Annotated in this window: 25 protein-coding genes; 21 read left to right on the forward strand and 4 right to left on the reverse strand. The window is 55.1% G+C overall.

The window, feature by feature from the left end; translation table 11 throughout:
- Positions 1-2: 2 nt before the first annotated feature.
- Positions 3-1,328: a M23 family metallopeptidase gene (locus B5D49_RS06515; RefSeq protein WP_078716876.1), complete on the reverse strand. Its 1,326-nt coding sequence runs from the start codon at positions 1,326-1,328 to the stop codon at positions 3-5.
- Between the two features lie 110 nt (positions 1,329-1,438).
- Positions 1,439-1,867: a CBS domain-containing protein gene (locus B5D49_RS06520; RefSeq protein WP_078716877.1), complete on the reverse strand. Its 429-nt coding sequence runs from the start codon at positions 1,865-1,867 to the stop codon at positions 1,439-1,441.
- A 165-nt stretch (positions 1,868-2,032) separates the two neighbouring features.
- Here B5D49_RS06520 and B5D49_RS06525 point away from each other — a divergent pair, with 165 nt between their 5' ends.
- From B5D49_RS06525 to B5D49_RS06615, 18 genes are all read left to right on the forward strand, one after another.
- Positions 2,033-2,677 (forward strand): protein-L-isoaspartate(D-aspartate) O-methyltransferase, encoded by a 645-nt coding sequence (locus B5D49_RS06525; RefSeq protein WP_078716878.1) that lies wholly within the window; start codon positions 2,033-2,035, stop codon positions 2,675-2,677.
- Positions 2,678-2,737: 60 nt separating this feature from the next.
- Positions 2,738-3,631 (forward strand): Mrp/NBP35 family ATP-binding protein, encoded by an 894-nt coding sequence (locus B5D49_RS06530; RefSeq protein WP_078716879.1) that lies wholly within the window; start codon positions 2,738-2,740, stop codon positions 3,629-3,631.
- A gap of 389 nt (positions 3,632-4,020) precedes the next feature.
- On the forward strand, positions 4,021-4,587 hold the full coding sequence (pgsA, locus tag B5D49_RS06540; protein ID WP_078716881.1) for a CDP-diacylglycerol--glycerol-3-phosphate 3-phosphatidyltransferase: 567 nt from the start codon (positions 4,021-4,023) through the stop codon (positions 4,585-4,587).
- Positions 4,588-4,619: 32 nt separating this feature from the next.
- Positions 4,620-4,880, forward strand: coding sequence for a hypothetical protein (locus B5D49_RS06545; protein WP_078716882.1), 261 nt, complete (start codon positions 4,620-4,622; stop codon positions 4,878-4,880).
- Positions 4,881-4,886: 6 nt separating this feature from the next.
- Positions 4,887-5,207, forward strand: coding sequence for an FtsB family cell division protein (locus tag B5D49_RS06550; RefSeq protein WP_078716883.1), 321 nt, complete (start codon positions 4,887-4,889; stop codon positions 5,205-5,207).
- Positions 5,191-6,024, forward strand: a complete 834-nt coding sequence (locus B5D49_RS06555; RefSeq protein WP_078716884.1) for a tetratricopeptide repeat protein — start codon at positions 5,191-5,193, stop codon at positions 6,022-6,024. The genes B5D49_RS06550 and B5D49_RS06555 overlap by 17 nt, the downstream gene beginning before the upstream one ends.
- 215 nt (positions 6,025-6,239) lie before the next feature.
- A complete protein-coding gene (locus tag B5D49_RS06560) occupies positions 6,240-7,034 on the forward strand; it encodes a hypothetical protein (RefSeq protein ID WP_234990651.1) in 795 nt (264 codons plus the stop codon).
- A 73-nt stretch (positions 7,035-7,107) separates the two neighbouring features.
- A complete protein-coding gene (fbp, locus tag B5D49_RS06565) occupies positions 7,108-8,115 on the forward strand; it encodes a class 1 fructose-bisphosphatase (RefSeq protein WP_078716885.1) in 1,008 nt (335 codons plus the stop codon).
- Positions 8,116-8,128: 13 nt separating this feature from the next.
- Positions 8,129-9,196, forward strand: coding sequence for a tRNA (adenosine(37)-N6)-threonylcarbamoyltransferase complex transferase subunit TsaD (tsaD, locus tag B5D49_RS06570; protein ID WP_078716886.1), 1,068 nt, complete (start codon positions 8,129-8,131; stop codon positions 9,194-9,196).
- Between the two features lie 155 nt (positions 9,197-9,351).
- On the forward strand, positions 9,352-9,672 hold the full coding sequence (gene trxA, locus B5D49_RS06575) for a thioredoxin (RefSeq protein ID WP_078716887.1): 321 nt from the start codon (positions 9,352-9,354) through the stop codon (positions 9,670-9,672).
- A 4-nt stretch (positions 9,673-9,676) separates the two neighbouring features.
- Positions 9,677-10,606, forward strand: coding sequence for a thioredoxin-disulfide reductase (trxB, locus tag B5D49_RS06580; RefSeq protein ID WP_078716888.1), 930 nt, complete (start codon positions 9,677-9,679; stop codon positions 10,604-10,606).
- A complete protein-coding gene (locus B5D49_RS06585) occupies positions 10,599-11,333 on the forward strand; it encodes an outer membrane protein assembly factor BamD (protein WP_078716889.1) in 735 nt (244 codons plus the stop codon). Before trxB ends, B5D49_RS06585 begins: the two co-directional genes overlap by 8 nt.
- A 46-nt stretch (positions 11,334-11,379) precedes the next feature.
- Positions 11,380-12,267, forward strand: a complete 888-nt coding sequence (locus B5D49_RS06590) for a hypothetical protein (protein WP_078716890.1) — start codon at positions 11,380-11,382, stop codon at positions 12,265-12,267.
- The gene (fusA, locus tag B5D49_RS06595) at positions 12,264-14,321 is read left to right on the forward strand and encodes an elongation factor G (RefSeq protein ID WP_078716891.1); all 2,058 of its coding nucleotides are present in this window, start codon (positions 12,264-12,266) and stop codon (positions 14,319-14,321) included. Before B5D49_RS06590 ends, fusA begins: the two co-directional genes overlap by 4 nt.
- An 11-nt stretch (positions 14,322-14,332) precedes the next feature.
- Positions 14,333-14,860 (forward strand): DUF2062 domain-containing protein, encoded by a 528-nt coding sequence (locus B5D49_RS06600; protein ID WP_078716892.1) that lies wholly within the window; start codon positions 14,333-14,335, stop codon positions 14,858-14,860.
- 111 nt (positions 14,861-14,971) lie between these two features.
- Entirely contained in the window at positions 14,972-17,089 is a 2,118-nt protein-coding gene (locus tag B5D49_RS06605) for a methyl-accepting chemotaxis protein (protein WP_078716893.1), read from the forward strand.
- A gap of 52 nt (positions 17,090-17,141) precedes the next feature.
- Positions 17,142-19,592 (forward strand): chemotaxis protein CheA, encoded by a 2,451-nt coding sequence (locus B5D49_RS06610; RefSeq protein ID WP_078716894.1) that lies wholly within the window; start codon positions 17,142-17,144, stop codon positions 19,590-19,592.
- Positions 19,593-19,600: 8 nt separating this feature from the next.
- Positions 19,601-20,458: a CheR family methyltransferase gene (locus B5D49_RS06615; protein WP_078716895.1), complete on the forward strand. Its 858-nt coding sequence runs from the start codon at positions 19,601-19,603 to the stop codon at positions 20,456-20,458.
- Positions 20,459-20,484: 26 nt separating this feature from the next.
- On the opposite strand, the gene B5D49_RS06620 is transcribed toward B5D49_RS06615, so the two are convergent.
- Both B5D49_RS06620 and crcB read right to left on the reverse strand, forming a co-directional pair.
- The gene (locus B5D49_RS06620) at positions 20,485-20,823 is read right to left on the reverse strand and encodes a DUF190 domain-containing protein (protein WP_078716896.1); all 339 of its coding nucleotides are present in this window, start codon (positions 20,821-20,823) and stop codon (positions 20,485-20,487) included.
- Between the two features lie 42 nt (positions 20,824-20,865).
- Positions 20,866-21,240, reverse strand: a complete 375-nt coding sequence (crcB, locus tag B5D49_RS06625) for a fluoride efflux transporter CrcB (protein WP_078716897.1) — start codon at positions 21,238-21,240, stop codon at positions 20,866-20,868.
- 62 nt (positions 21,241-21,302) lie between these two features.
- Between crcB and B5D49_RS06630 the strand changes: the two genes are divergently transcribed.
- Genes B5D49_RS06630 through clpA form a run of 3 tightly spaced genes read left to right on the forward strand, consistent with a single transcriptional unit; the run spans position 21,303 to position 24,631 of the window.
- A complete protein-coding gene (locus tag B5D49_RS06630) occupies positions 21,303-21,911 on the forward strand; it encodes a class IV adenylate cyclase (RefSeq protein WP_078716898.1) in 609 nt (202 codons plus the stop codon).
- Positions 21,912-21,961: 50 nt separating this feature from the next.
- Positions 21,962-22,276, forward strand: coding sequence for an ATP-dependent Clp protease adapter ClpS (gene clpS, locus B5D49_RS06635; protein ID WP_200806773.1), 315 nt, complete (start codon positions 21,962-21,964; stop codon positions 22,274-22,276).
- 3 nt (positions 22,277-22,279) lie between these two features.
- Positions 22,280-24,631: an ATP-dependent Clp protease ATP-binding subunit ClpA gene (gene clpA / locus B5D49_RS06640; protein ID WP_078716899.1), complete on the forward strand. Its 2,352-nt coding sequence runs from the start codon at positions 22,280-22,282 to the stop codon at positions 24,629-24,631.
- Positions 24,632-24,637 lie beyond the last annotated feature (6 nt).

A 24,637-nucleotide genomic window follows, 5' to 3' on the forward strand; every position in this document is an offset into this window, starting at 1 on the left:
TATTATTTTTCCAGGCGTGGGGTGATGTTGTTGCGGATCCAGGAAGGATCCCACCACTCACGAGGTTGTACGGGCAGCCCGGAGACAATGATGCCGAAGTGCAGGTGATCGCCCCCGGCCAGCCCCGTTACCCCGGAAAGTCCGACCACTTGTCCTTTTTTTACGGCGTCGCCTTTGGCCACATCCATGCGGCTCAAATGGGCGTACAGGCTCTGTAGCCCCAACCCATGGTCCACGATGACGCATTTCCCATAGATGCCCAGAAAATCAGCAAAGACGACAGTGCCATTGTTCGCGGCTTCGATGGGGCTGTTTTGATGGTTGGCCAGGTCCACGCCCAAGTGCGTCTGATTGTCTACGGCCACACCTTCAAAATAGTAGTCGCGATTATCCCCGAATTTCGCGGTGGTAGCCCCAGGGGAGCGCGTAAAAACGCCTTCCCAGAGAGGCTCCGGGGAGGTATTCATCCCGATTTCCAAGAGTTGAGCGCGGTTTTGCCGGCGAAGCTCGTTGTTGATTTTAATGTAGCGCCCCAGGGGGTCGGTTTCCGGGTCGTCCGGGAACATGCGCTGGAATAAGGCACCTTTTCTGACAAGGAAGCTTTTGGGCAGGTTGAGCCGGTCCGAGCGGAACCGGCGTGCATTGGCGTGGTGCGGCAGATTGCGTTCCGAGATATTACCGGCAAGATCCACTGCTCGCAGAATGGGGTTGAAATCGTCCGGTCCCATGTCCCAGGGCATTCCGAACAGGCAAAGGTAGGAGCCGTCCTCCTGGCGATAGGCTGGAAATTCATGATCTCCGATGTGCAAGGCGCATTCGCGCAAGTCTTCGTCCACACCGAAGGCCACCAGTCCGCTGCCTCCCTGGCTGATGTTGTGTCGAGTACTGTGCAGCTCAATGCGTGGCGCCTTTGTGTCCAGCGTGAGGGTGACTTCGGCCTTGCGGGAGTGAGAGAACAGGAATAATCCTCCGTCATCGGCGCGAACCGAAATTTCAATCGGTCCTTCGGAGAGCGGTTGTCCGTTGAGCGGGATGATTTCTTCGTGTTTGTGCGTGGTGGATCCAAACGTCTTGTCCACGCTCACACGGTCTCTGCCGTCCTGGGATATCCGAATATTCAGGCGCTTCAGGCCGACGCCCTCATCCAGCGCGGTAATGACGATTTGAGAATCCGCATTCAGGAATCCTTGTTCCGGAGTGATGGTCAGGCTGGGGGGCGTGGTGTCGCGAAGGACATACCAGCCCGCAACGCACAGCAGGGCGGCTAGGAGGAGTAGAATAAAAATCCGTCCACCCTTACGGGCGGGTTTGCGATGCAGGGTGTTCATGTTTGCTCCGTATAGGAAAGACTGAATTGACGATGCCGTAACGAAAAAATGCCCCGTCCCACGAATTTAGGGGATTGGGGGAAAGACGCTGTAGCGATAGGTTGGCGGGATCAGTCGGCGCTGTCAATAGCCTCAAGCAACTGAATGGTGAGTTTCAGAAAATCGGCTTCGGTAAGGATGCCCACAAGGCGTTGGTTGTCCACAACCGGCAGGCAGCCGTATTTGTGATTGAGCAGTACTTTGGCGGCTTCTTCCAGTCCTGCTTCCGGTGAAATGGACTGAAGGTCCGTGCGCATGATTTCCTGGATGGGAATGCCGGAGTCGATTTCCCGTTGGGTTTCCGGGTCTACCTCGGCGAGATGCGAAATGGTTGCGGAAAGAAGGTCGCGATGCGTGATTAGTCCGATGAAGAGATTGTCGGAAGTGACGATGGGGATATGCCTGATGCGTTGCATCTGCATAAGCTCCCGGGCGCTGTAGAGCGTATCCGTCTGCCGGAGGGAAAAAACCGGGGAGGACATCAAATCCTTGACCTTCATAGGAATACCACCTTTAACCTTACTGTAATTATTGAATAAAACAATTTCATAAAATACCGATTTTGTCAATGCCATTTTACATTGCTCCGGTGTGTTGGTTGACTTGCCGGGTAAAATCTGGTCATGCATCCGCCTGGATAGGCGACAGCGTTGTTGGAGGGCGGAATGCGCGTAGATCCGAAACGAATTCGGGAACGCATGGTGCGTGACCAACTGGAGGCCCGGGGAGTTGATGACCCCGCGGTGCTCTCGGCCATGCGCGAGATTCCCCGGCATGTCTTTGTCGAGGAAGCGTTGGCGTCCAAGGCGTATTCCGACTGTCCCCTGCCGATTGGTGAGCGTCAGACGATTTCTCAGCCTTACGTGGTGGGGGTGATGACCCAGACCCTCGCCGTGCAACCGGATATGAAGGTGCTGGAAATTGGCACCGGTTCGGGATATCAAACTACCGTCCTTGCCCATATGGGGGCCGATGTTTATACTGTGGAACGCATTAAGTCGTTGTTTTTTGCGGCTCGCCAGCGTTTCCTGGATATGCGGCTGTTCAGTGTGCGCTGCAAGCTTGACGACGGCACCATGGGCTGGCCTGAGGAGGCTCCTTTTGACAGGATATTAGTGACTGCTGGAGGGCCGGAGGTGCCGGAGCCTTTAGTGGGCCAATTAGCGGAAGGTGGCCGTCTGGTTATTCCCGTGGGAACGGATCGAGGACGCCAAACCCTCGTACTCGTGGAAAAGATCAATGGCGAGGCGCACCGTAGCGACCTGGGCGAGGTCCGTTTTGTGGATCTCGTGGGACGTCACGGCTGGTAGCGCCTCAGAGAAACGTATCAGGATAGCAATCCGCTTATAGGGCGGAGCAAGGAGAAGCATATGAGTTCATGTTCGTCCACCGGAGGGAGCTGTCCGTCCTCCGGAGCTGATGGTCCCAGTGCCAAACAACAGCTCCAGGACGGGTTGATTTCTTCCACCCTGGCGAAAATCAAGTATAAATTGTTCATTATGTCCGGCAAGGGCGGGGTCGGGAAAAGTTCCGTGTCCGTGAACCTGGCTGCGGCACTGGCCAGCAAAGGGTTCAAGGTCGGGCTGCTGGATGTGGACATCCATGGTCCCAGTGTTCCCACTCTGTTGGGCCTCAAGGGGCTGCTGGACGTGGACCGCGGGTCGCTGATCAAGCCCAAGGAATATTCTGAGAATCTGCATGTGGTTTCCATGGAATCCTTGCTTAAAGATCCAGACCAGGCCGTGCTCTGGCGTGGTCCCATGAAAACGTCGGCCATTCGGCAGTTCGTCTCCGACGTGCAGTGGGGGGATTTGGATTTTTTGGTGGTGGACTCGCCCCCGGGTACGGGTGACGAACCCATGACCGTGCTTAAGACCATCCCGGAGGCGCTCTGTGTGGTGGTGACCACGCCGCAGGAAGTCTCGTTAGCCGATGTGCGTAAGTCCATCAACTTTTTACAGTATGCCAACGCCAACATCCTTGGTGTTGTGGAAAATATGAGTGGCTTGATTTGTCCGCACTGTCGTGAACGGATTGATCTGTTCAAAAGCGGCGGTGGCAAGGCGTTGGCCGAAAAGTACGGACTGGACTTCCTCGGGGCCGTTCCCCTGGATCCCGCTACTGTCGTGGCGGGGGACATCGGAACCCCCGTGGTCTTGCTTGACGAGGATTCTCCGGCAAAGAGCGCTTTGATGGACGTGGGGGACCGCGTTGCCGAAGCTGCGTTCAAGAGTCTGGAGGCCGCCAGTTCGGTGCACGGTTAGATGTCGCCTGAGACGATAAAAGAGCAGGTTGGTTAAAAGATGGTGCGCCGCAGCATGCGAAAACGATTCAGGGTAATGCGTGGACGTTGCGCAAACGGACCGTTTTGAAGTGTTGCTGTGGGCCACTGTTTTGCCATAGCCTGTGAGGAGACCGCTCATGCTGCAGTGCTTCGAGGGTGGATTCGCCCTTGAAGCCGCGGCATGCAATGGGCCATTTCTCCGGTACAGCCCGCAGGGACGTTCCCCTTGGGAGCTGGTTTGTTGCACCATGTCGTTGGATCAATGCATGATCCGGCGCGGTTCGGGTTATTCATGTCCTGCTGCGGATGCCGGGAACCACGAGTTCCCCCAGTGGGTGGAAAACGGCGCGTACCTAAGGAGCCTCGCGGATGTTCAATTTGCCTAATTCGCTGACATTGGCCCGAGTGGGGGCTGTCCCGCTGATCATCCTTCTGATGTACTTTCCGGGAGCATTTACGGCATGGCTTGCCACTCTTGTTTTTGTGGCGGCATGCATCACGGACATGCTGGACGGTATGCTGGCCAGGCGCCGCAGTCAGGTTACAAGCATGGGAAAGTTTTTGGATCCCCTGGCGGACAAGCTGCTGATTTGTTCCGTGCTGGTTATGCTCGTACACCAGGGGCGGGCACCGGCCTGGGTGGTGATCTTGATCCTCGGCCGCGAATTGGCGGTCACCGGGATGCGTGCCATCGCTGCGGAGCGGGGATTGGTTGTTGCCGCAGACAATTTCGGCAAGCTCAAAACCGTGTTGCAAATCGTGGCGTTGGTTCCTCTGATTTTTGGTCGGGAACTATTGGGCTTGGACCTTCCGTCCATCGGAACATTCTTGCTGTACGCGGCATTGGTGCTCACAGTCTTTTCCGGCGGGAACTACCTGTACAACTTCTATGTAAACCTGTTACATGATCAGGGAAAGGAAGACGAAAGCGTCTGATTCGGAGAGAAGCTCACGCAGGAGGCCTTGCCGTGAACCGCGTAGTCCGCATCACCAACTGCCTGAAGACCATTCTTGAGCTGGAGCCCGAGCTGCGGAAGCTTGATCTCGGCGGGAACCTGCTGGACGAATTTGATTTCTTGAAAAGCTTTCTAGAAAAAGTCGAGCATTTGAACCTTTCCGAAGAAGAGGTGGAGCGGATCGAACGGGCGACAGCCCGTTTTCTCGGGGAGCTTCGGTTGCCCTTTTCGCAACGCATGGAGAACCGCCCCGACTCGGATCGTCTCCAGTGAGGTGGCATGTTTGGACGTCGGGTCATTGTGGGATTGCTTGTGCTGCTGAACGCCTATCTTCTCCTCGGTTTGATATGGGGAGAACGGGGCGTTGTATCGTATTGGGATCTGAAGAGCCGCTACCAGCTTCTCCGTTCCGAAGTGCAGAACCTGGAGACCCATAGCCGGGATTTGAGTCGTGATATCCTGCGGCTTGAATCCGATGCGGATTACCAGGAACGTATGATTCGGGAGCGAATGAACTATGTTCGCGATTCCGAAATTCTTTATGTGTTCCCGGAGAGTGAAACCAAGCCTGGAGACGGTCTGGATGCAGCAAAAAATTGAGTGGTTCCAAGAGGTTCTCAGTCTTGAACCCGGTTCGCGGGTGTTTTTCCCACTGGCGAAGCTTTTTGTGCAGGTCGGAGACCGGGAAAACGCTGTCGTTACATTGACAACAGGGTTGGAGCGGCATCCGGAATACCTGGAAGCCCGGATTTTGTTGGTTCAGGTGCTCTCCGATCTGGAGCGAACCGAGGAGGCTTTGGAACACGCCTCCCGTATAGTGGACGCGCTGAGCGCCTATCCCGCGTTTTGGAAGATATGGGCCCAGGGGCAGTCCGACGAAAAACGGGACTTCGGTGTGTTTCTCATGTTGGTTGCTTCCTGGCTACAGGGACGTCCGGTTCATTGGACCGACATCATGCTGGAAGGCGTTAACTCGCTTTCCGAGCGTCTTGTCGGGCCGTTGCCTCAATCCAAGCCGCAGGCGGAGCCGAAGGCGTCCACTCCAGGCGAATCCTCTTCGGATTCCATGTTTCCGTCTTTTGAAGAAGAAGGACTGCAACGGAGCGTTCCAGCGGCTGGCGGCCTTCGGACCAGAACAATGGCGGATTTGCTGGCTGCTCAGGGTGACTACCAGGGCGCTTTGGACATTTTTCAAGATTTGTTGGGTCGCGCCGAGGGGGACGAGCGTGAATTGTTGATGCGTCGCGTGCAGGCGATGGAGGCGGAGTTGACGCACCAGCAAACCGCTCCGCCGGCGGAAGACGCTGTTGAAGAGGACGTTTTCAGTCAGCATGCCAAGAATCGTTTGATCGGTGCCTTGGAAACGCTTGCAGCCAGGTTTGAGGCCAGGGTGCGGCATGATGACGCGGGACAGTGATTGTCTGCGGATGGTTCCTGGTGCCTTGTTGTACGATCTTTTTTTTGTCGTGATTTGAACTATACCGGACGTGCCGGAAAATATTTTTTTGAGCATTGGAGAACCAGTTTCCCCCGAGATGCCTGTCGTTTTCACGATGGAGCATATCGGGAGTTGAGTCCTTGCCAAAAGAATCTTCCTGGCGGGTTCGTCAACTCTTGTCGAGGCGGTTGGAATTGAGCCTGAGATATCTTTTCGCAGTATTGCTTGCGGTGATGCTTGTATCCGCCTGCTCTACGTTGCAGGACAGTTGGGAAGGCACCAAAGAGATGGCCCAGGGGGTGGGGGAATTCGTGAACCCTGACCCGGAGGTCGATTTCAATGCCTATGAATTCGAAAATCCTAATCAGGAAAAACTTGCCCGGCTGATGACGCCGGTGGACGGTCCGCTCAAATCCTTGATCCGCTATGTGTCGGACCGGGATTCCTACCCTGATGAAAAGTGGATCGACCTGCTGTTTCTTCGCTATCCATGGATTCATAGCCTGATCGTGGTGAATGAAGAGGGGTGGATGCTCGACCGTCTTCCGGACGCCCCGTTGAAGCGCATTACCGAGCCGTTGGTTTATGAAGCCAACTGGCGGGAAACCTTTCTTCAAACCGTCGTGGACTATCCAGAATTGGGACCGGAGCTGTACATCGGTACACCGTTTTTCAAGGATGCCGATTTTGCGGGCCTGATATTGGTCAGTGTGGATCCGCGTACACTGCTTGATTTTTGTCCCAAACCCGAGGAGTTGGTCATGCTGCAACCGGGCGGAGCCGCCTGGAGCATGAATCGTGACCGGGAATTGGCTCCCCTGGAGGCATTACCCTGGGATGAAATCCTGGAGGACGACGTTCTCGGCACCGTGGATGCTGATGGGCAATGCTATACATGGCTGGTCCGCTATGTGGGGAGTGATCCCTATGTCTACGCAACGCCGTGTTCGGATGCCGAAGCCCGGGACAGCGGATGGCTGCCTTTCTGAGGTTGGACTTCCCGGCAGAATGCGCTAAGGTATCGGGTCGTTTGAATGAATCATAACTTTTTTGGAGGCTGAAGTGCCGCAACAGATCACCGTTACGGAACACCTGTTGTACAGTCAGTCCCAGGTCAAGGCTACGGGCCGTTTCACATTGTTGCTGAACGAGTTGATCATGTCCGCAAAGATCATCTCCCGCGAGGTGAACAAGGCCGGGCTTGTGGACGTGCTGGGCTTTACGGGCGATGTCAACGTACAGGGCGAAAAGGTCAAGAAGCTGGATGAGTATGCCAACAGCATCTTGATCCATCGACTTTCCAAAGCCGGGGTGCTTTGTGCCATGGCTTCGGAAGAAAATGCCGACATCATCAACATCCCCCGAGGCTACCCAACGGGCGAGTATATTCTTATTTTCGATCCTTTGGACGGTTCGTCCAACATTGATGTGAATGTCAATATTGGGACTATCTTTTCCATTTTCCGGCGTCGAAGTCCCGCTGACACCGAAGTCATGCATAGTGATGTGTTGCAGAAGGGGGACGAGCAGGTCGCGGCCGGGTATATCATGTACGGATCCTCTACCATGCTGGTGCTCACCACGGGAGAGGGGGTTCACGGGTTTACCCTGGATCCGGGCGTGGGAGAGTTTTTACTTTCACATCCGAATATCCGCATTCCGGAACAGGGCAAGATTTATTCCGTGAATGAAGGATATCAGATGTACTGGGACGAACCGACGAAGGAAGTCCTTCGGTATTTCAAGGGGACGGACAACGCCATCAAGCGGCCGTTCAGTCTACGGTACATAGGATCTTTGGTGGCGGATTTCCATCGAAATTTGATTTATGGCGGAGTATTCATGTATCCCGCCGACCATCGGGATCCGGCCAAGCCGCGGGGAAAGCTCCGACTGATGTGCGAAGCCAGCCCCATGGCTATGATCGCGGAACAGGCCGGCGGGCTGGCCGTGGATGGCCGACGACGTATTCTGGACATTGAGCCGGATCATTTGCATCAACGGGTGCCATTGTTCATCGGCTCCCGCAACGACGTTCAGAAGATTTTGGACGTGTACGCCCAGTCCTGAACGGACATCTGTCATGCTTTGTCTTGGAATTGAATCCTCATGTGATGAAACCGCTGTTGCGTTGGTGCGTGACGGCCGGTTGCTGGGCCAACGGCTGGCGTCCCAGGTGGATGTCCATGCCTTGTTCGGTGGCGTGGTTCCGGAAATCGCATCTCGAGAGCATCTGCGTGTATTGCCCGGATTGTATCGCGCATTGCTCCGGGATACCGGGATTGCCGCAGAGGAAATTTCCTGCGTGGCCGTGTCGAGGGGACCGGGGTTGCTGGGAGCGCTTTTGATCGGCCTCTCGTTCGCCAAAGGGTTGGCGTTGTCCCTGGGTGTGCCCTTGGTGGGAGTGAATCATCTGCATGCGCACCTGCTGGCCGCAGGGTTGGAGCGCGATGTTCCGTTTCCCGCTTTGGGGCTTTTGGTCTCGGGGGGGCATACGCAAACCTACGCAGTACGGGGCGACGACGATTTTCGACTGCTGGGGCGTACACTGGACGACGCCGCTGGGGAAGCCTTCGACAAAGCGGCAAAACGGATGAATTTTCCGTATCCCGGGGGCAAGCTCCTGGACGAGCTTGGCCGTGAGGGCGAAGCCGACATTGCCATGTTTCCCCGAGCCTACATTGATAACGACAATCTTGATTTCAGCTTTAGCGGACTCAAGACGGCCATGGTCAACCATGTAAACGCCCATCCGCACTTGGCATTGCCATGTCTTGGCGGACTGGAGGATATTTCTTCGGATGTCCGCAAGGAATTGGCAGTCGTTTGCGCTTCGTTTAATTGGAGCATTGCCGAAACCTTACGGATTAAGACAGAACGTGCTTTGCGTCGTGTGCCGGATGCCCGTGCTCTTATTGTGGCAGGCGGAGTGGCGGCCAATTCCATGCTTCGGCGTGTAATGGGCGACTTGGCTCACCGGCGTGGTGTGGAACTCGTTTTACCGTCCCTCGACCTGTGTACGGATAATGCCGCCATGGTTGCCTGTGCCGGGGAGCGTTTGGCCAAGGCCGGTCGGTTTCACGGGCTGGATCTGGAAGCTGTGCCGCGCGGCAGGAAGGTTCCCCTGGACTGGCTTTCCGCGCCTGCGTAATTCGAGTTTCCGTAGGCTGTTCACGCCGATGCTTCTTGACAGTTTTCTGGGGCGGCACTAGTTTAAAAGATTGACAAGAACGATTGAGCCACGCTGTTTGCTTTGGGTTCAATCAGGGTAATGACGAAGTTCATCCGAAAACAAAGGAGATTGATATGGCGTTCCAGGTGACGGACGGCAATTTTGATCAGGAAGTGCTGCAAAGCGATATTCCGGTGCTGGTCGACTTCTGGGCACCTTGGTGCGGCCCTTGCCGGGCTATGGGGCCGGTCATTGACGAGCTGGCTACCGAGTACGAAGGCCAGATCAAGATCTGCAAAATGAATGTTGACGAAAACTCCGCGTCTCCGAGCAAGTTTGGAATCCGCGCTATCCCCACCTTGATTCTTTTCAAGGGCGGCGAGGTGCTGGATCAGACCACCGGAGCGGTGTCCAAAAGCAGCATTAAGGAAATGATCAGCAAAAAGGCCTTGTAGTCCAATGAAATCATACGACTCTGTCGTTATTGGGGGCGGTCCCGCCGGAATGACGGCCGCCCTTTATCTTATGCGTTCCGGCGTCAGCACGCTGATGGTGGAACAACTTTCTCCTGGCGGGCAGGTCTTGCTCACCGAGGAAATTGAAAACTACCCCGGCTTTCCCAAGGCTGTGAAGGGCTATGAGCTGGTTGATGCATTTGCCGCTCAGCTTGACGCCTACCATCCTGAGAGAATGATGGATGAAGTGCGCGAATTGCGTCTGGATTCCACGGGAAAGGCCGGACATGAGCTGCTCGTGGGGGATGAATGGATCCGGGCCAAAAGCCTGATTCTCTGCACAGGAGCCAGATATCGCAAGCTTGGTGTTCCCGGGGAGCAACGCTTGCTTGGCCGTGGTGTTTCCTATTGCGCGCTATGTGACGGGAATTTTTACCGGGATCGTGTCGTTGCCGTGGTAGGTGGCGGGAACTCAGCTTTGGAGGAGTCGCTGTATTTGGCCAAGTTGGTGAAGAAGCTTTATCTCATCCATCGACGGGACGATTTCAGGGGCTTGAAGTGTTACCAGGACAAATGTTTCACGCATGAGGCCATTGAGGTGGTCAGAAGTTCCGTTGTGAATGAAATCCTGGGGGACGGTGAAGTGACCGGTGTTTCCGTGGAAAATCGAACCACGGGAGAACGCTCGGTTCTAGATGTGGACGGTGTCTTTGTCTTTGTTGGATTTGAACCCAACGTAGGGTTCATTCCCGAAAGTCTGGACATGGACGCCAATGGCGTACTCACCGATACGGAGATGCGCACCAATATTCCCGGTGTTTTTGCCGCTGGTGATGTTCGCTCCAAACATTGTCGCCAAGTGGCCACCGCCGTGGGCGACGGAGCCACCGCTGCCAACTCCGCCTTTGCTTATTTGGAACAACTCGATGCCTGAGATCCGTCCGCGTTTTTTTCTGCTGGTCGCCTTGTTGACCCTGCTTTCCGGCTGTAGCCTGATCGATTACTATTTCCTGCCCCCCCCAGAGGATACGGCTCAGGAATTATACGAGGCAGGCGTGTACGCCATGAATGATGGCGACTATGGGGACGCTGCGGAATATTTTATGAAGCTGAAGGACAACTATCCCTTCAGTCCCTTTACACCCAAGGCCGAAGTCGGGCTGGGTGATGCCTACTTCCTGAATGAGCAGTACATTTTGGCCGCGGACGCCTATAAGGAATTCGAGGCGCTGCACCCCATGCATGAAGACACACCCTACGTGCTTTTCCAGGTGGGGATGTCGAATTTTAAGCAGTTTGAATCCATTGACCGGCGTCAGGACAACATCCGTGAGGGAATCGAGTATTTCCAGCGGGTGGTGGACGGGTATCCGGATACGGATTTTGCCGTGCAGGCCAAACAGTACATTCACAAGAGCCGCCGCATTCTTGCGGAGCATGAATTGTTTGTGGCCGATTTTTATTGGCGTACGGAAAAGTACGGTCCGGCCTGGAGTCGTTACAAATACGTGGTCGAGAACTACCCCGACCTTCCGGAAATTCACGAATATGCCCGCAGACGGGCTGAATATTCCTATTACGAGCATCAAAAAACGCTCTCGGAAGAAGAACGGATGCGATTGCAGGAAAGTTGGTACAAGTTCATCAGAGATTGGTTGTAACTCGTATCAGGCGGTCTTCGGACCGCTTTTTTGCAGGGATGGTGTCATGATGATTTCTTCCTGGGTGTTGGATGCCCGTCTAGAGGACCAGCGGTTTGCCGAGGCCTATGCCGCTGTATCACCTCAATGCCGCTCCCGATTGAAAACGGCCATGGCTCGGCAAGATGTGCTGTGCCGGGCTATTGCTTCCCGGTCCACGCAGTCCACAAGCGTACTGCAGGCCGGTTTTGTCGTGTCTGAGCGAGAGCATCCTGTTTCCGATGCCTTAGTTGTATTGGATCGGTCCACATCCCCTGCCGCCCTGATCGCCGCGTTGATGCCTGTCTTGAACGCCGGGATCGGGACGGTGGTGGTTGCGTATGCTGTTGAACAGACACAAGCTATTCCCGACGGGTTGTTGACGGCGCTGGAACTTATGGGCCAGGAGCTGGTTGTGGAATTATCTCCCGATCGTGTCTTGGCGTTGGTTCAGGAGTGGGAACGGGATGAACATCCCCGGCTGGTAATGGCGCTTGGCGAGACTGGAATGTGGGGAACCCCGGGGCCGTTGTCCTACGGTGGGTGTCGATTCTGGCGTGCTCCGGCGGAAGGCGAGATCGCGGTTTATCTGGAGGGTGCCGGATCGGATGTGGATCTGGATATGTTGGCCTTTGCCCGTCCTTATTCTTCCTTTCTTGTTGCCGGGAACTGTCCGGAATCTTTGCCTTCCGGATTTCGTCGGGTTGGAAATGACATTTCGGATTTGCCCACAGGGGAAAACATCATCTGTTTTGCACCGGACTGTTGGGCGGAAAAAATATTTGGTTCCTATTGCTGCGTGTTCGGTCCCGGGCATGAGGCATGTCACGTTTGGCCGGATCTGGGAGCTGAATGGTTCCGGGTTCGTTCCACTGCGTGGTATTCCCCAATCGTCAGGCAAACGGAGGAGTTATGAGCAAGACCAAGAGTAGTGGAAAAGCAGCAAAATATCTCGATAAATTGCGCAATATCGGCGTAATGGCCCACATTGACGCTGGAAAGACTACGCTCACGGAGCGTATGCTGTATTATTCCGGTAAAATTCACCGGATGGGTGAGGTGCATGAGGGTACGGCCACCATGGACTATATGCCCGAGGAGCAGGAGCGGGGCATCACCATTACTTCGGCTCTTACGACCACGCCCTGGCAGGATTGCCTGATCAATATCATCGACACTCCGGGACATGTGGACTTTACCATTGAAGTGGAACGGAGTTTGCGCGTTCTTGACGGCGCGGTTGGAGTTTTTTGCGGGGTGAGCGGCGTGGAGCCGCAGTCTGAAACCGTTTGGCGTCAATCCGAGCGGTATGGCGTTCCCAAGATTGCCTTTGTGAACAAGTTGGATCGGCTCGGTGCGGATTTTTCTGCTGTGCTCGATTCCATGCGTCGTCGCTTGCGGGCCAATCCGTTGCCGTTGCAGTGTCCTGACGGAGAAGGACAGGAGCACCGGGGCGTGTTTGATTTGGTGACCTTGGAGCGTCTGGAATTTGATGTGGGCGGCAAGGTTCTTGAGTATCAGCGTGTTCCCCTTTCTGACGAGGAGGTCGAACGGATTGCTCCTTGGCGGGAACAGTTGCTGGAGACTCTGGCTGAAGAGGATGACGAGTTTTGCGACATCTATCTCGGCGGAGAGGCTTTTGATGTGGAGGCGCTCCGGCGTGCCGTGCGACGAGCCACGCTTGCGGGCAAGCTTGTTCCGGTGCTTTGCGGGTCTGCCTTGAAAAATATCGGCGTTCAGCCGGTGTTGGATGCGATTTGTTATTACCTGCCCAGTCCGGCCGAGGTTCCTCCTGCATCTGGTATCCCCCCGCAGGGGGGAGAACGACTTTCTTTTCCTCCGCACCCTTCGGAACCACTTTCCGCCTTGGTGTTCAAGGTGAGCATGGAGTCTGGGCGCAAGCTGGCTCTGATGCGGCTTTATTCCGGACGGATCAAGGCTGGCGATACAGTGTACAACGTTACGGAGGACAAGGACGAACGAGTGGCCAGGCTGTTCCGGCTGCACGCGGGCCGCAAGGAAAAGATTGATGAGGCCGTGGCAGGTGAGATCGTTGCTGCCGCTGGAATGCGTTTTGCCCGTACCGGTGACACTCTGGCTCGCCGGGAGACCCCGTTGGTTCTCGAACAGATTGCCGGATACAAGCCGGTTATCTCCCTGGCCATTGAGCCGAGGAACTCCGAAGAGGGAGATAAGCTTGAGGAAGTGCTCGAAAAGTTTTTGCTGGAAGATCCGACACTGAGCGTGACCAACGACGAGGATACAGGGCAGGTCATCGTTTCCGGCATGGGTGAGTTGCATCTCGAAATTATTCGTGAGCGTCTGCGCCGGGAATATAATTTGGAGCCGCGAACGGGCAAGCCGCAGGTGGTGTACCAGGAAACGGTGTCTGCCAAGGGTGAGGCAGAAGGAATTTTTCATCGCGAACTGGGCGAGGTTATGCACTTTGGGGGCATGCGGCTGAGCGTGGAGCCTCGGGAGCGCAACAAAGGGAATGACGTTGTGTTTGAGGTGGATACCTCTTCCTGGCCCACGGGTTGGATTGATGCAGCTGCCGAAGGGATCAACGATGGTCTGCAGAGCGGTGTACTCAAGGGCTACCCGGTGCAGGACGTTCGTGTACGTGTTTTGGAGCTGCAACGCCGTGATGGGGAGTCCTCTCCCGCTGGCTACCGCATGGCGGCTGCTCACGCCTTGAAACAAGCGCTGACGGCCGCAGGACCGCAGTTGCTGGAACCCATCATGTGGTTGGAGATCACGGTTCCTGAGGAACATGTGGGCGATGTCATCGGGCTTTTGGGCAGTAAGGGAGCCAAGATCGAGAACATGCTCGACCGAGGCGAGGTCAAGACGGTCCAAGCGCTTTCTTCACTTGCCGGGTTGTTCGGGTTTTCCACCGAATTGCGCTCCGCTACTCAGGGCCGGGCCGCCTTTGTGATGACCTTTGCCCGGTTCGATATTCTTGCGTAGCGGGATATCCTATGAAAAGACGCAAAACCTCTTTGGAGCGCCGCCATTGGTGGGTGCGGATAAAGCGTTTGACCCGCTATTGGTATCTTCGGATCATTCGCCAGAACGCCTCGGCCCGCAATATCGCGCTTGGCCTCGCGCTTGGGGTTTTTGTGGGTGCCATGCCCATTATCCCCTTTCAGACATTTACCATAGTGGCTCTGGCGTTTGTCTTTCGCACGAACAAGCTTTCGGCTTGGTTGGCCACATGCTACTCCAACGTTTTCACCATGGTGCCTTTCTACTCTTTTTTGTTCGTGGTGGGCGACTTGATCCTGCCGTTCGAAGGTGTGACCTTTGATCCGAACAGGCTGGCCATGAAGGAACTCATTGCCACGGGATGGGACGCCTTTTTGGTTATCCTTACCGGCGGATTGATTTTCGGTGTTTTGGCCGGAACCATAACGTATTTTTTTTCCCTCTACGGAATTCGCCGGTATCGGCGTTTGCGCCGGGAACGACGGCGTAAGCGCTTGGAGCGCGAAACAGGATATCAATGACATGGGGTGGTTCCATATTGCCAAGTTGCAGGGAACAACATAATAATATTACTTTCTCGTATGGAGTTTTTTACGGCGGTTGCCGATGAAGCGGGTTGAAATGGAGGAAGCATGAGCGCAAAGAGGCCGTTGGTAATCGGAACCGGCAACCGGACGTTGATTTTTGGGACGATTCTTACCGTCATTTTTGTTGGAGCGGCTTTTTTTGCCCAGGTTTCAGGGACGAATCCTCTGTACGCTACGGGTGTGGGTGCCATACTCGCCTTGGGGGGAACCGTCTTGGCCTCGCGACTGATTTCCCTCACTGTCCGACGTGCGCAAGCCATTGCCGAAGAGTTCGCAGAGTCCGGCGACGCCCAGGTTTTGATGCATTCGAGCGCGGCCGGGGAGCTTAGTCCGCTGCTGCAACAGCTCGGCTCCGCAGTTGCCGAGCAACATGCCACTTCCAGGTTTTTCAGAAATGCTCTCAAATCTCTTCGTAATCCCGTGCTGGTGACGAGCAGGGAAGGGAAAATCCTTGCCGCAACCAATGCGGTTATGGAATTGGTAAAGAAGCCTGCCACCCAGGTGCTCGGGTTTACTCCCGGACAGGTGTTCGAAAATAAAAAGGGTACTTCCGTGGCCGGGCGTGCATTGCGTTCCAAAAAAGCCGTGGATGAACAGAGTGTTGTCAATATGTGGGATGGCCGTGAAGTAACATTGCGGCAGTATGCGAGCACCATTGTGGATGCGGATGGAGAGGTGCAAGGTGTGGTTTGCTCTTACATCGATCTTCATTCCCTGATAGAGAAACAAAAGGAATTGGAATCGCAGAAAGCGGAAATGCTTGAAGTGGGCCAAGAAGTCAGTTTGTTGGCCCAACGGGTTGCCTCCGCTTCCGAGGAGCTTTCCGCCTCTGCGGACGAGCAGGCTCGCGGTGCGCAGCGGCAGAAGGAGCAGACCGATACCGTGGCCGCCGCCATGGAAGAAATGACCGCCACGGTCCTTGAGGTTGCCCGCAACGCTTCAGCAACGTCCGCGGCTGCGGATGGAGCCAACGAATCCGCCCGTGAAGGTGTGGATATGGTGGGAAAGGCTGTGGACGCGATTCACGAGGTCTCGCAGTCTGCGGAAAAGCTTTCCGGCATGATTCATCAACTGGACAGTCAGGCTGGGGAAATTGGCAGGATCATCAGTGTGATCAATGATATCGCCGACCAGACCAACTTGCTGGCCCTGAACGCGGCCATTGAAGCTGCCCGAGCCGGTGATGCGGGACGAGGGTTTGCTGTGGTTGCGGATGAGGTGCGAAAGTTGGCGGAGAAGACCATGACCGCCACTAAAGAGGTCGAGAATGCCATCAAGACCATCCAGGAGCGTTCCCGCTTGGCCATGACTTCCATGGATGAGACTGGGGAACAGGTGGTCGAGAGCACGCAGATGGCGAACCAGGCCGGACGTTCGCTTGAAATGATTATGGGCAGTATTGAGGACATGGTCCAGCGGGCCGCGCAGATCGCCACGGCGGCCGAAGAACAGTCCTCAGCTGCTGAAGAAATCAATCACAGCATTGAGGGAATCGCCCAGGTAGCGGCGGAGGCCGACGAGGGAGCCGGGCAGACTGCCTCTGCAACCCGCGATTTGGCGCAGCTTTCCCAGGAGTTGCTCGGCGTTGCGTTGAATTTTTCCGAGGAAGACACGGAGCGACCCCGGTTGCGTGCTTCCGAACATGACATGAAGGGTGTTTTGCCCAAGTTAATGCAGGACTTTGCTCGCGAGAAAAAAGGGGAGCGTGTTTTCACGGCATTGCAAAAGGAACTTGGAGATCCGGTTTTTTTGCCGACTGGAACTTATCCCGACCAAGTTTTTCGGCAAATGGCCGAAGTCGTGGCGGAGGCTACCGGCGGAAATGTTCGTGACGTATTCCTGGAATTGGGGCGGTACACTATGCGCAAATTCCATGAAATGTACCCCCGCTACTTTAAGGATGAAGACTTGAAGCGTTTTCTCCTGCGAATGAACGAGCTGCACGAACAATTGACAAAGGCGCAGCCCGGCATAAAGCCGCCCTCCTTTACCTTTGAGGACAAGGGGGATCGATTGTTCATGAATTACCGTTCGGAGCGTGGATTTTTTGACTATTTTGAGGGAATATTGCAGGGAGCCGCGGAGTTTAAAGGGGAGCGTATCGACGTGGTGGTCACGCCGTTGACTGACCATACGGCTCGGGCGGAGATTCGATTTCTTTAGTGCGTCCGGGATCGTCTTTGCAATGCGCGAAATCATGTAGGGAGAGGGGCTTTTGACCGACGACATCAACAGACAAATTTTCCGGGAGGAAGCCTACGAGCTGCTGGCCGAGCTGGAGACCACCCTTCTTGAACTGGAGGGGCAGCCGGACGACATGGATATTGTGAACCGGGTGTTTCGTTCCTTGCATACCATCAAGGGATCCGGATCCATGTTTGGATTCGAGGCGATCGCCGGTTTCACTCACGAAGTGGAGTCCGTGTTCGACATGGTCCGCAATGGGGAGCTGCCCATCAGTCGGCCGTTGTTGGACCAGGCATTTTCCGTGCGTGACCATATCCAGCGCATGCTTGACGAGGGCGGCGGCGAAGAGGTGGATCCGGAACGCGCCGAGGCTCTTTTGAAACAGCTTCGGCAGATTGCTGCCGGCGACGTCCCTGCCGAGCCGGTTCATGATGCCACTGCTCCTGATGAATCCGCGGGCGAGTCTGTTGAAGACGCGTCAGAATCGTCTGCCGTGTCCAAATCCGAGAGTACCCCGCCTGAAGAGGTTGAACAGGTCGTTTCTGAGGAAACGGATTCTCCTGATCTGTCCAGATCGTTGGCAAGCTCGTCGGATGTGGGGAACGCAAAGACAGATAGTGTGGTGGTGCCGCAGGGTGGCGGTGCGGGAACAGCGTCGTGGCATGTTCGTGTTTCTCCGAAGCAGGGCCAGACCGCAGAGGGGTTTCAGATCGTTCCTCTTTTAGAGGAACTCGCCAAGCTCGGGCCGTGCGAGGTGCGAGCGGATGACTCCCTTGTTCCATTGCTTGGGGACTATCAGGTTGGCCAAGTCTATCTGGCCTGGGATGTTTATCTGGAGACATCGTCCGGTGAGGACGAGATCAAGGATGTTTTTTTCTTTTCGGATGCACCGCTGGATGTGCAGGTGACTTCGGTTGACCCAAGAAAATCGGAATCCGTCCCAGCCCAACCACCTTCAGGAGAGGTTCCTCCGGAGGTTGCCGAAGGCGGATGGGAGTTGCTGGAGGACGACCACGGCGAGGGGCAGGACTCTGCTGCGGATCTTCCACTTGAGCCTGCGGCTCAGGACGTTGCAAAGCCGCAAGGTACGCCTTTGGAACAAAAGCCTGCTGTTGTCCCGGAGAGGATAAATGAATCGGAACCGGTGACTCCCCCGGCACCCGCCAAGCCCTCACCTGCCCCGAAGTCTTCCACGCCCAAGGTTCCCCAAGCCAAAAAGGAAACCGGCGGTCAGCAACGCGCTGCCGGAAAAACCACGCCCACTGGTGCTCCGGCCCAGCAGGGAAAGGGAGCCGCCACAGGTGAAGCGGCCAGGCAACAGGATGCCGTGTCAAGTATTCGTGTTGCCGCGGAGAAGTTGGATTCTCTTGTAGATCTGGTTGGAGAGCTTGTTATTGTTCAGGCGCAGATCAGCCAGTTGTCTCTGGAGCGTGACGACGCCATTCTGAAGCGTCTTGCCGAGGACTTGGAACGTCTTTCGGACGAATTGCGAGACAGCGCCCTGAGCGTACGCATGTTGCCTATCGGTACTTCATTCAGCAAGTTCCGAAGGTTGGTTCGGGATTTGTCCAGTGAGCTGGGGAAGGAAATTCAGCTCACTACCGCAGGAGCCGACACAGAACTGGACAAAACTGTCATCGAGCGGCTGGCTGATCCGTTGGTGCATTTGTTGCGCAACAGCATCGACCATGGAGTGGAGTCCCCGGAAGAGCGGACGGCTGCGGGCAAGCCGAGTAAGGCAACGATTCATCTTGCGGCGGAACATTCCGGCGGTGAGGTGTTGATTCGAATTCAGGACGATGGAAAGGGAATTGACTCCGAAGTAATCCGGGAAAAGGCTCTAGAACGTGGGCTGGTGAGCGCGGATGCGGATTTGAGTCATTCCGAAATCTTGAATCTTATTTTTGAACCGGGTTTTTCCACCGCACAAAAGGTGACCAGCGTGTCCGGGCGCGGCGTGGGCATGGACGTAGTCAAACGAGCCATCGATGCTTTGCGGGGGCGGATCGTCATCCACAGTGAACGTGGCAAAGGGACCGAGATTACGATTCGTTTGCCGCTGACGCTCGCTATTATTGACGGGTTGCAGGTCTTGGTTGGCGAGGAGTACTTTGTCGTTCCCCTGGCGGTTGTGGAAGAGTGTGTGGAATTGCGTGCCGAAGATGAAGAAGGCAGCGACGGGCGCATTCTGTATCTGCGTGGCGAAATCGTCCCCTACGTGCAACTGCGCGAATGGTTTGAAATCGACGCACCCCGACCGGATATTGAACAAGTGGTCATTGTTGGACTCGAAGGGCGTCGGGTCGGTATCGTGGTGGACAAAGTTATCGGTGAGCACCAGACCGTAATCAAGAGTCTGGGCAAGGTCTATAAGGATGTGGACGGGATTTCTGGAGCCACTATCAAGGGTGACGGCAGCATCGCGCTGATTTTGGATGTCCCCGGACTCATGAAGCGCGTTGTGGCGGAATCCGACTGATCTTTAGTATGAACAGGAACACAAATCCTCTGCCGGGACGCCCTGCACCGCTTTCGGACAAGGACTTCCGTGTCTTTGCAGAGTTTATCACCTCCAAACTGGGCATAAAAATGCCTTCCAGCAAGAAAACCATGCTGGAAGCAAGGCTGAACAAACGGTTGCGTGTTTTGGGCTTGCCCGGGTTCGACTCCTATCGGGATTTTTTGTTCAGCGAAACGGGACAGCGTGACGAACTGCCGCATCTTTATGACGCGGTAACCACCAATACGACGCATTTTTTCAGGGAATCAAAGCATTTTGATGTGTTGCGGGATACGCTGCTTCCCGGTTTGCATGCGCGTTTGCGCGGCAGTCGAGAGTTGCGCGTCTGGAGTGCGGGCTGTTCCACGGGAGAGGAACCGTATACGCTTGCCATGGTGTTGGCGGATTTCGAGGCGCAGCATTCTTCGTTTTCCTATCGCATGTTGGCTACAGATATTTCTACCCGCGTGCTTGAAGCCGCTGCCAGGGGGGTATACGTCATGGATAAAATTGACGATATTCCGTCGGCATTTCGTAAGAAATATTTGTTGCGAAGCAAGGATAAGAAGAAACGACTGATACGGATTGTACCCGAACTCCGTCACCGGATTGTTTTTCGTCGGCTCAATTTTATGGAACCGTTTCGTTTGAACAAACCCAGGGACGTTGTTTTTTGTCGGAATGTGGTGATTTATTTTGATCGGCAGACCCAGGAACGGTTATTTCGACGCATCGCGGACCAAATTGTTTCAGGGGGCTATCTGTTCACGGGCCACTCTGAAAGTCTTACGGGCATGAACGTACCTCTGCGTGCCGTGGCCCCGACAATCTATCAAAAAATATGATTCCACTCTGCAAGGCGGTAATATGTTTATCCGCCGGCATGTCGATAGAAAAGGACTTCCACAGGTTCTCTGGTGACAAGTCCTTCGTTGATGAGGTTGTCCAGTAGTGGAAGGAATGCATTGATTTTTTCCGTTTCGTCCACAATCTCAACAACCAGAGACATGTCCTCGGAAAGGCGTAAGATTTTATTCGTCCGTACCCGGCTGTTCGCTCCGTAGCCCATGACGGCGCGGAGAACCGTTGCTCCGGCGAGTCCCGCTTCACGGGCTTTTTCCACGATGAGTTCATAGAGCGGCTTTCCCTGTTGGCGGTCTCCCTCACCAATGAAAATTCGAATTCGTTCCGCATTCTTCGGCAAGTTCATGGTATGTATCCTGTTTGCGGGTTAGGAAGGCATGCTGTAGGCTTAGACCAAGCGACCCAGGGCCATGCCCAGCAGGACGAGTGTCAGGCCCAGCAGGCTCTGGCCGCCAACGTTGAGCAGCAGACTTAGGTATTGCCCGTGCCGCAGTAGTGCTCCGGATTCAAACATATATGTTGAAAAAGTGGTGAACGCGCCCATGAAGCCGGTAAGCAATAAAAGGCGCAATTCCGGGCTGAAGCCGACACGGTTTTCAAACAACCCCCAGAGCAGCCCGAAACAAAGGCTGCCCAGCATGTTTACCGCAAATGTTCCCATGGGGAACGATGCACCGAAAAAACGTTGGGCGATGCCGGAAAGCCAATACCGGGAAAGAGTTCCTGCGGCTCCGCCCAAGGCCAGGACGAAAATTTTGTTCACATTGTGCTCCCGTGTAAAATCGCTGGGGCTGCATAGCAGGTTTTGCGGGTGGAGGAAAGCGCATGGCTGTTGAGGCGGAATTGAAGTTTACGGATGTCGATCATGCAGCTGTTCGCGCATTGCTTTTGCAGAACGGGGCAGCTGGTGAAAAGGCTTATTTTGAACAGAATCTGGTGTTTGATTCCCAGGAACAGGCGCTTCGGAAAGAACAAATTTTGCTTCGTCTTCGGCATAAGCCTGGTGGCTCGTTGCTGACTCTCAAGCGTCCAGATGGTGGTGGGGATCATTTGAAGCGCTGCCGGGAATGGCAGACAAGAGTGGAAGATGGGACCGTCATGCGCCGGATTTTGGAGGAACTGGGGTTTGCTGTTTCCTTTGCCTATGAAAAGACGAGAGAAAAGTGGACATTGGATGGCTGTGTGATCTGCTTGGATCATCTTCCATTTGGTGAGTTTATGGAGATTGAAGGGCCGGAGGAGCGCTTGCCGGAAGTGGCTGGACGGTTGAACATGAACGTGCGGCATTCCACGGCGCAGACGTACCATGCGTTGCATCAACAGTGGCGTGTCGAGCAGAAACTGCCGCTTCAGGATGGTTTTGTTTTTTCCGATGAAGAGCGCGAAAAGTTGCTGCGGGATATTTCCGACGAACGAGACTCGACAACCACATGATTCGAGTTTATTATTTGATCTAAGCGTGGAAAAGGTTTTTGGAGATCGGCATGGGTGATTTTCTGGCGGAAAACGATCCACGGATCGGCGTCAAAGAGGAACTGGAAGTCCGGGAGCCTCGCAAATACAAGGTATTGCTCCTGAATGATGATTACACAACAATGGATTTCGTGGTTGAAATATTGATACACGTGTTCAACAAATCGGAAACCGAGGCCACATTGATCATGCTTGCGGTTCACAACGAAGGAAAAGGCGTGTGTGGGCTGTATCCGGCCGAAATCGCCGAGACCAAAGTGGACACGGTTCACAAATTGGCGCGACAGGCCGGTTTCCCGTTGAAATGCAGCATGGAAGGGGAATGAGCCATGTTGAGCAGAGGACTTGAGAAGGCGTTGACCTCGGCCGTGAATGAGGTCAAGCGGCGGAATCACGAGTATCTTACGTTGGAGCATCTCTTGTATGCCCTGGCGGGGGCTCAGCATGGACAGCTGATATTGAAACACTGTGGTGCTGACGTTGAGAAGCTTCAGGAAGAACTGGAGACCTTTTTTTCCGAAAACTTGGAAACACTGCCGGAAAATACGGAAACCGAAGTGATTCAGACGCTGGGAGTCCGGCGCGTATTGCAGCGGGCCGTGTGGCAAAAACGCGCCTCGGGCAAGGATGTGGTCGAGGTGGGTGACGTTCTGGCCGCCATGTTCGATGAGGAAGACTCCTATGCTGTGTACTTTTTGCGTACGCAGGATGTTACGCGGCTGGACGTGCTGGAGTATATCTCTCACGGCATGGAGGATGATGACCCCCTGACCCAGGAACGCCCGGGCATGGCATTCGGCCGTCCGGCAGGAGGCGGTATGCCGTCCGGTCCGGCACCGGGAATGCCTGGGGAAAAGCCTGGTACACAGGATACAGCCTTGGGAGAGTTCACCGTAAATCTTACTCTGCGAGCCCAGGAAGGGGGCATTGATCCGTTGATCGGGCGTGAGGCGGAGTTGGAACGAACCGTCCAGGTGCTGGCTCGACGCCGGAAGAATAATCCAATCTTTGTGGGCGATCCGGGTGTTGGGAAAACAGCCATGGCCGAAGGGTTGGCTCTTCTTATCTCCCGCGGTGAAGTTCCCAAGGAATTCATCAAGGCACAGATCTTTGCGTTGGATATGGGCGCGCTTATGGCGGGCACCAAGTATCGGGGGGATTTCGAAGGACGTCTCAAAAATGTTCTTGCCGAGCTGAAGGCCATTGAGGACGCCATCCTTTTTGTAGATGAGATTCACACCATCGTGGGGGCCGGATCCGTGTCCGGCGGAAGCCTGGATGCGTCGAATCTGCTCAAGCCGTTCCTGCAGTCCGGCGAGGTGCGGTGCATCGGATCCACGACTTACGAAGAGTATAAGAATCATTTTGAGAAGGATCGGGCGCTGTCACGTCGGTTTCAGAAAATCGAAATTGCGGAACCTTCGGTGGATGAGACGGTGGAAATCCTCAAGGGACTGAAGCCATATTATGAGGAACATCATGGCGTGGTCTATACGTTGCCCGCGTTGCGTGCTGCGGCCCGACTTTCCGCACGTCATGTGAATGATCGGTTTTTGCCGGACAAGGCCATTGACGTCATTGACGAAGCGGGATCCCGATACCGGCTTTCCGGGCGTCCACGAAAGGAAGATCGCATCACTGTGCAGGATGTGGAACGTGTGGTGGCGAGTATGGCCCGCATTCCTGCCGGACGGCTCAGCGGCAATGATCGGAACCGATTGCAGGAGCTGGAGCCGCGTTTGAAGAACGTGGTCTTTGGGCAGGATCAGGCTGTGGAGTTGCTTTCTCGCTCAATCAAGCGGGCAAGGGCGGGCATGAAACAGGCCGGTCGCCCCACTGGAGCGTTTTTGCTTACCGGTCCTACAGGCGTTGGCAAGACGGAACTTGCGCGGCAACTTGCCGAAGTTATGGGAGTGCATTTCCTGCGTTTTGATATGTCGGAATACATGGAAAAGCATGCCGTGGCCCGGTTGATCGGTGCCCCTCCCGGATATGTCGGTTTTGATCAGGGCGGCCTGCTTACAGAGGAGATCCGCAAGAATCCGCACAGTGTCGTGTTGTTCGACGAGATTGAAAAGGCCCATCCCGATGTGTTCAATATCCTTCTGCAGGTCATGGATTACGCCACGCTCACGGACAACAATGGGCGCAAGGCGGATTTCCGGCATGTCATTTTGTTGATGACTTCTAACGCCGGAGCCCAGGAGATAGCCAAAAGCGGTATTGGATTCCAGCGCCGGGATGATAAGGATCGCAAGGCCGGGGCGCTTCGGGCCATTGAACGGTTGTTCAGTCCGGAATTTCGCAATCGTTTGGATGCTGTCGTTCCCTTTTCTTCGTTGGATCAGGATGTCATGGAACGTATTGTGGACAAGTTCGTCGGTGAATTGAATGCGCAGTTGCGTGAACGCCGGGTCCGGCTCATCCTTGATGAGGCGGCACGTTCCAGGCTGGCCCATTTAGGGTATGATCCTGCGTTTGGTGCCCGACCCATGGGCCGGGTTATTCAGTCGGAGGTCAAGGACGCCATAGCTGACGAACTGTTGTTTGGTGCGCTGCAAAAGGGCGGCAAGGTATTCATGAGTCTGCGGAAGGGCGTGGCGATTGATGCTCCAGCTCCCAAGGGCAACGACCCGTCGGGCGAATTCGAGTTTTCTTTTGCTGGCGGTCGGATGCAGTAACTTGCA

The sequence above is a fragment of the Paucidesulfovibrio gracilis DSM 16080 genome, assembly GCF_900167125.1.
GTDB classification, from domain to species: Bacteria; Desulfobacterota; Desulfovibrionia; order Desulfovibrionales; family Desulfovibrionaceae; genus Paucidesulfovibrio; species Paucidesulfovibrio gracilis.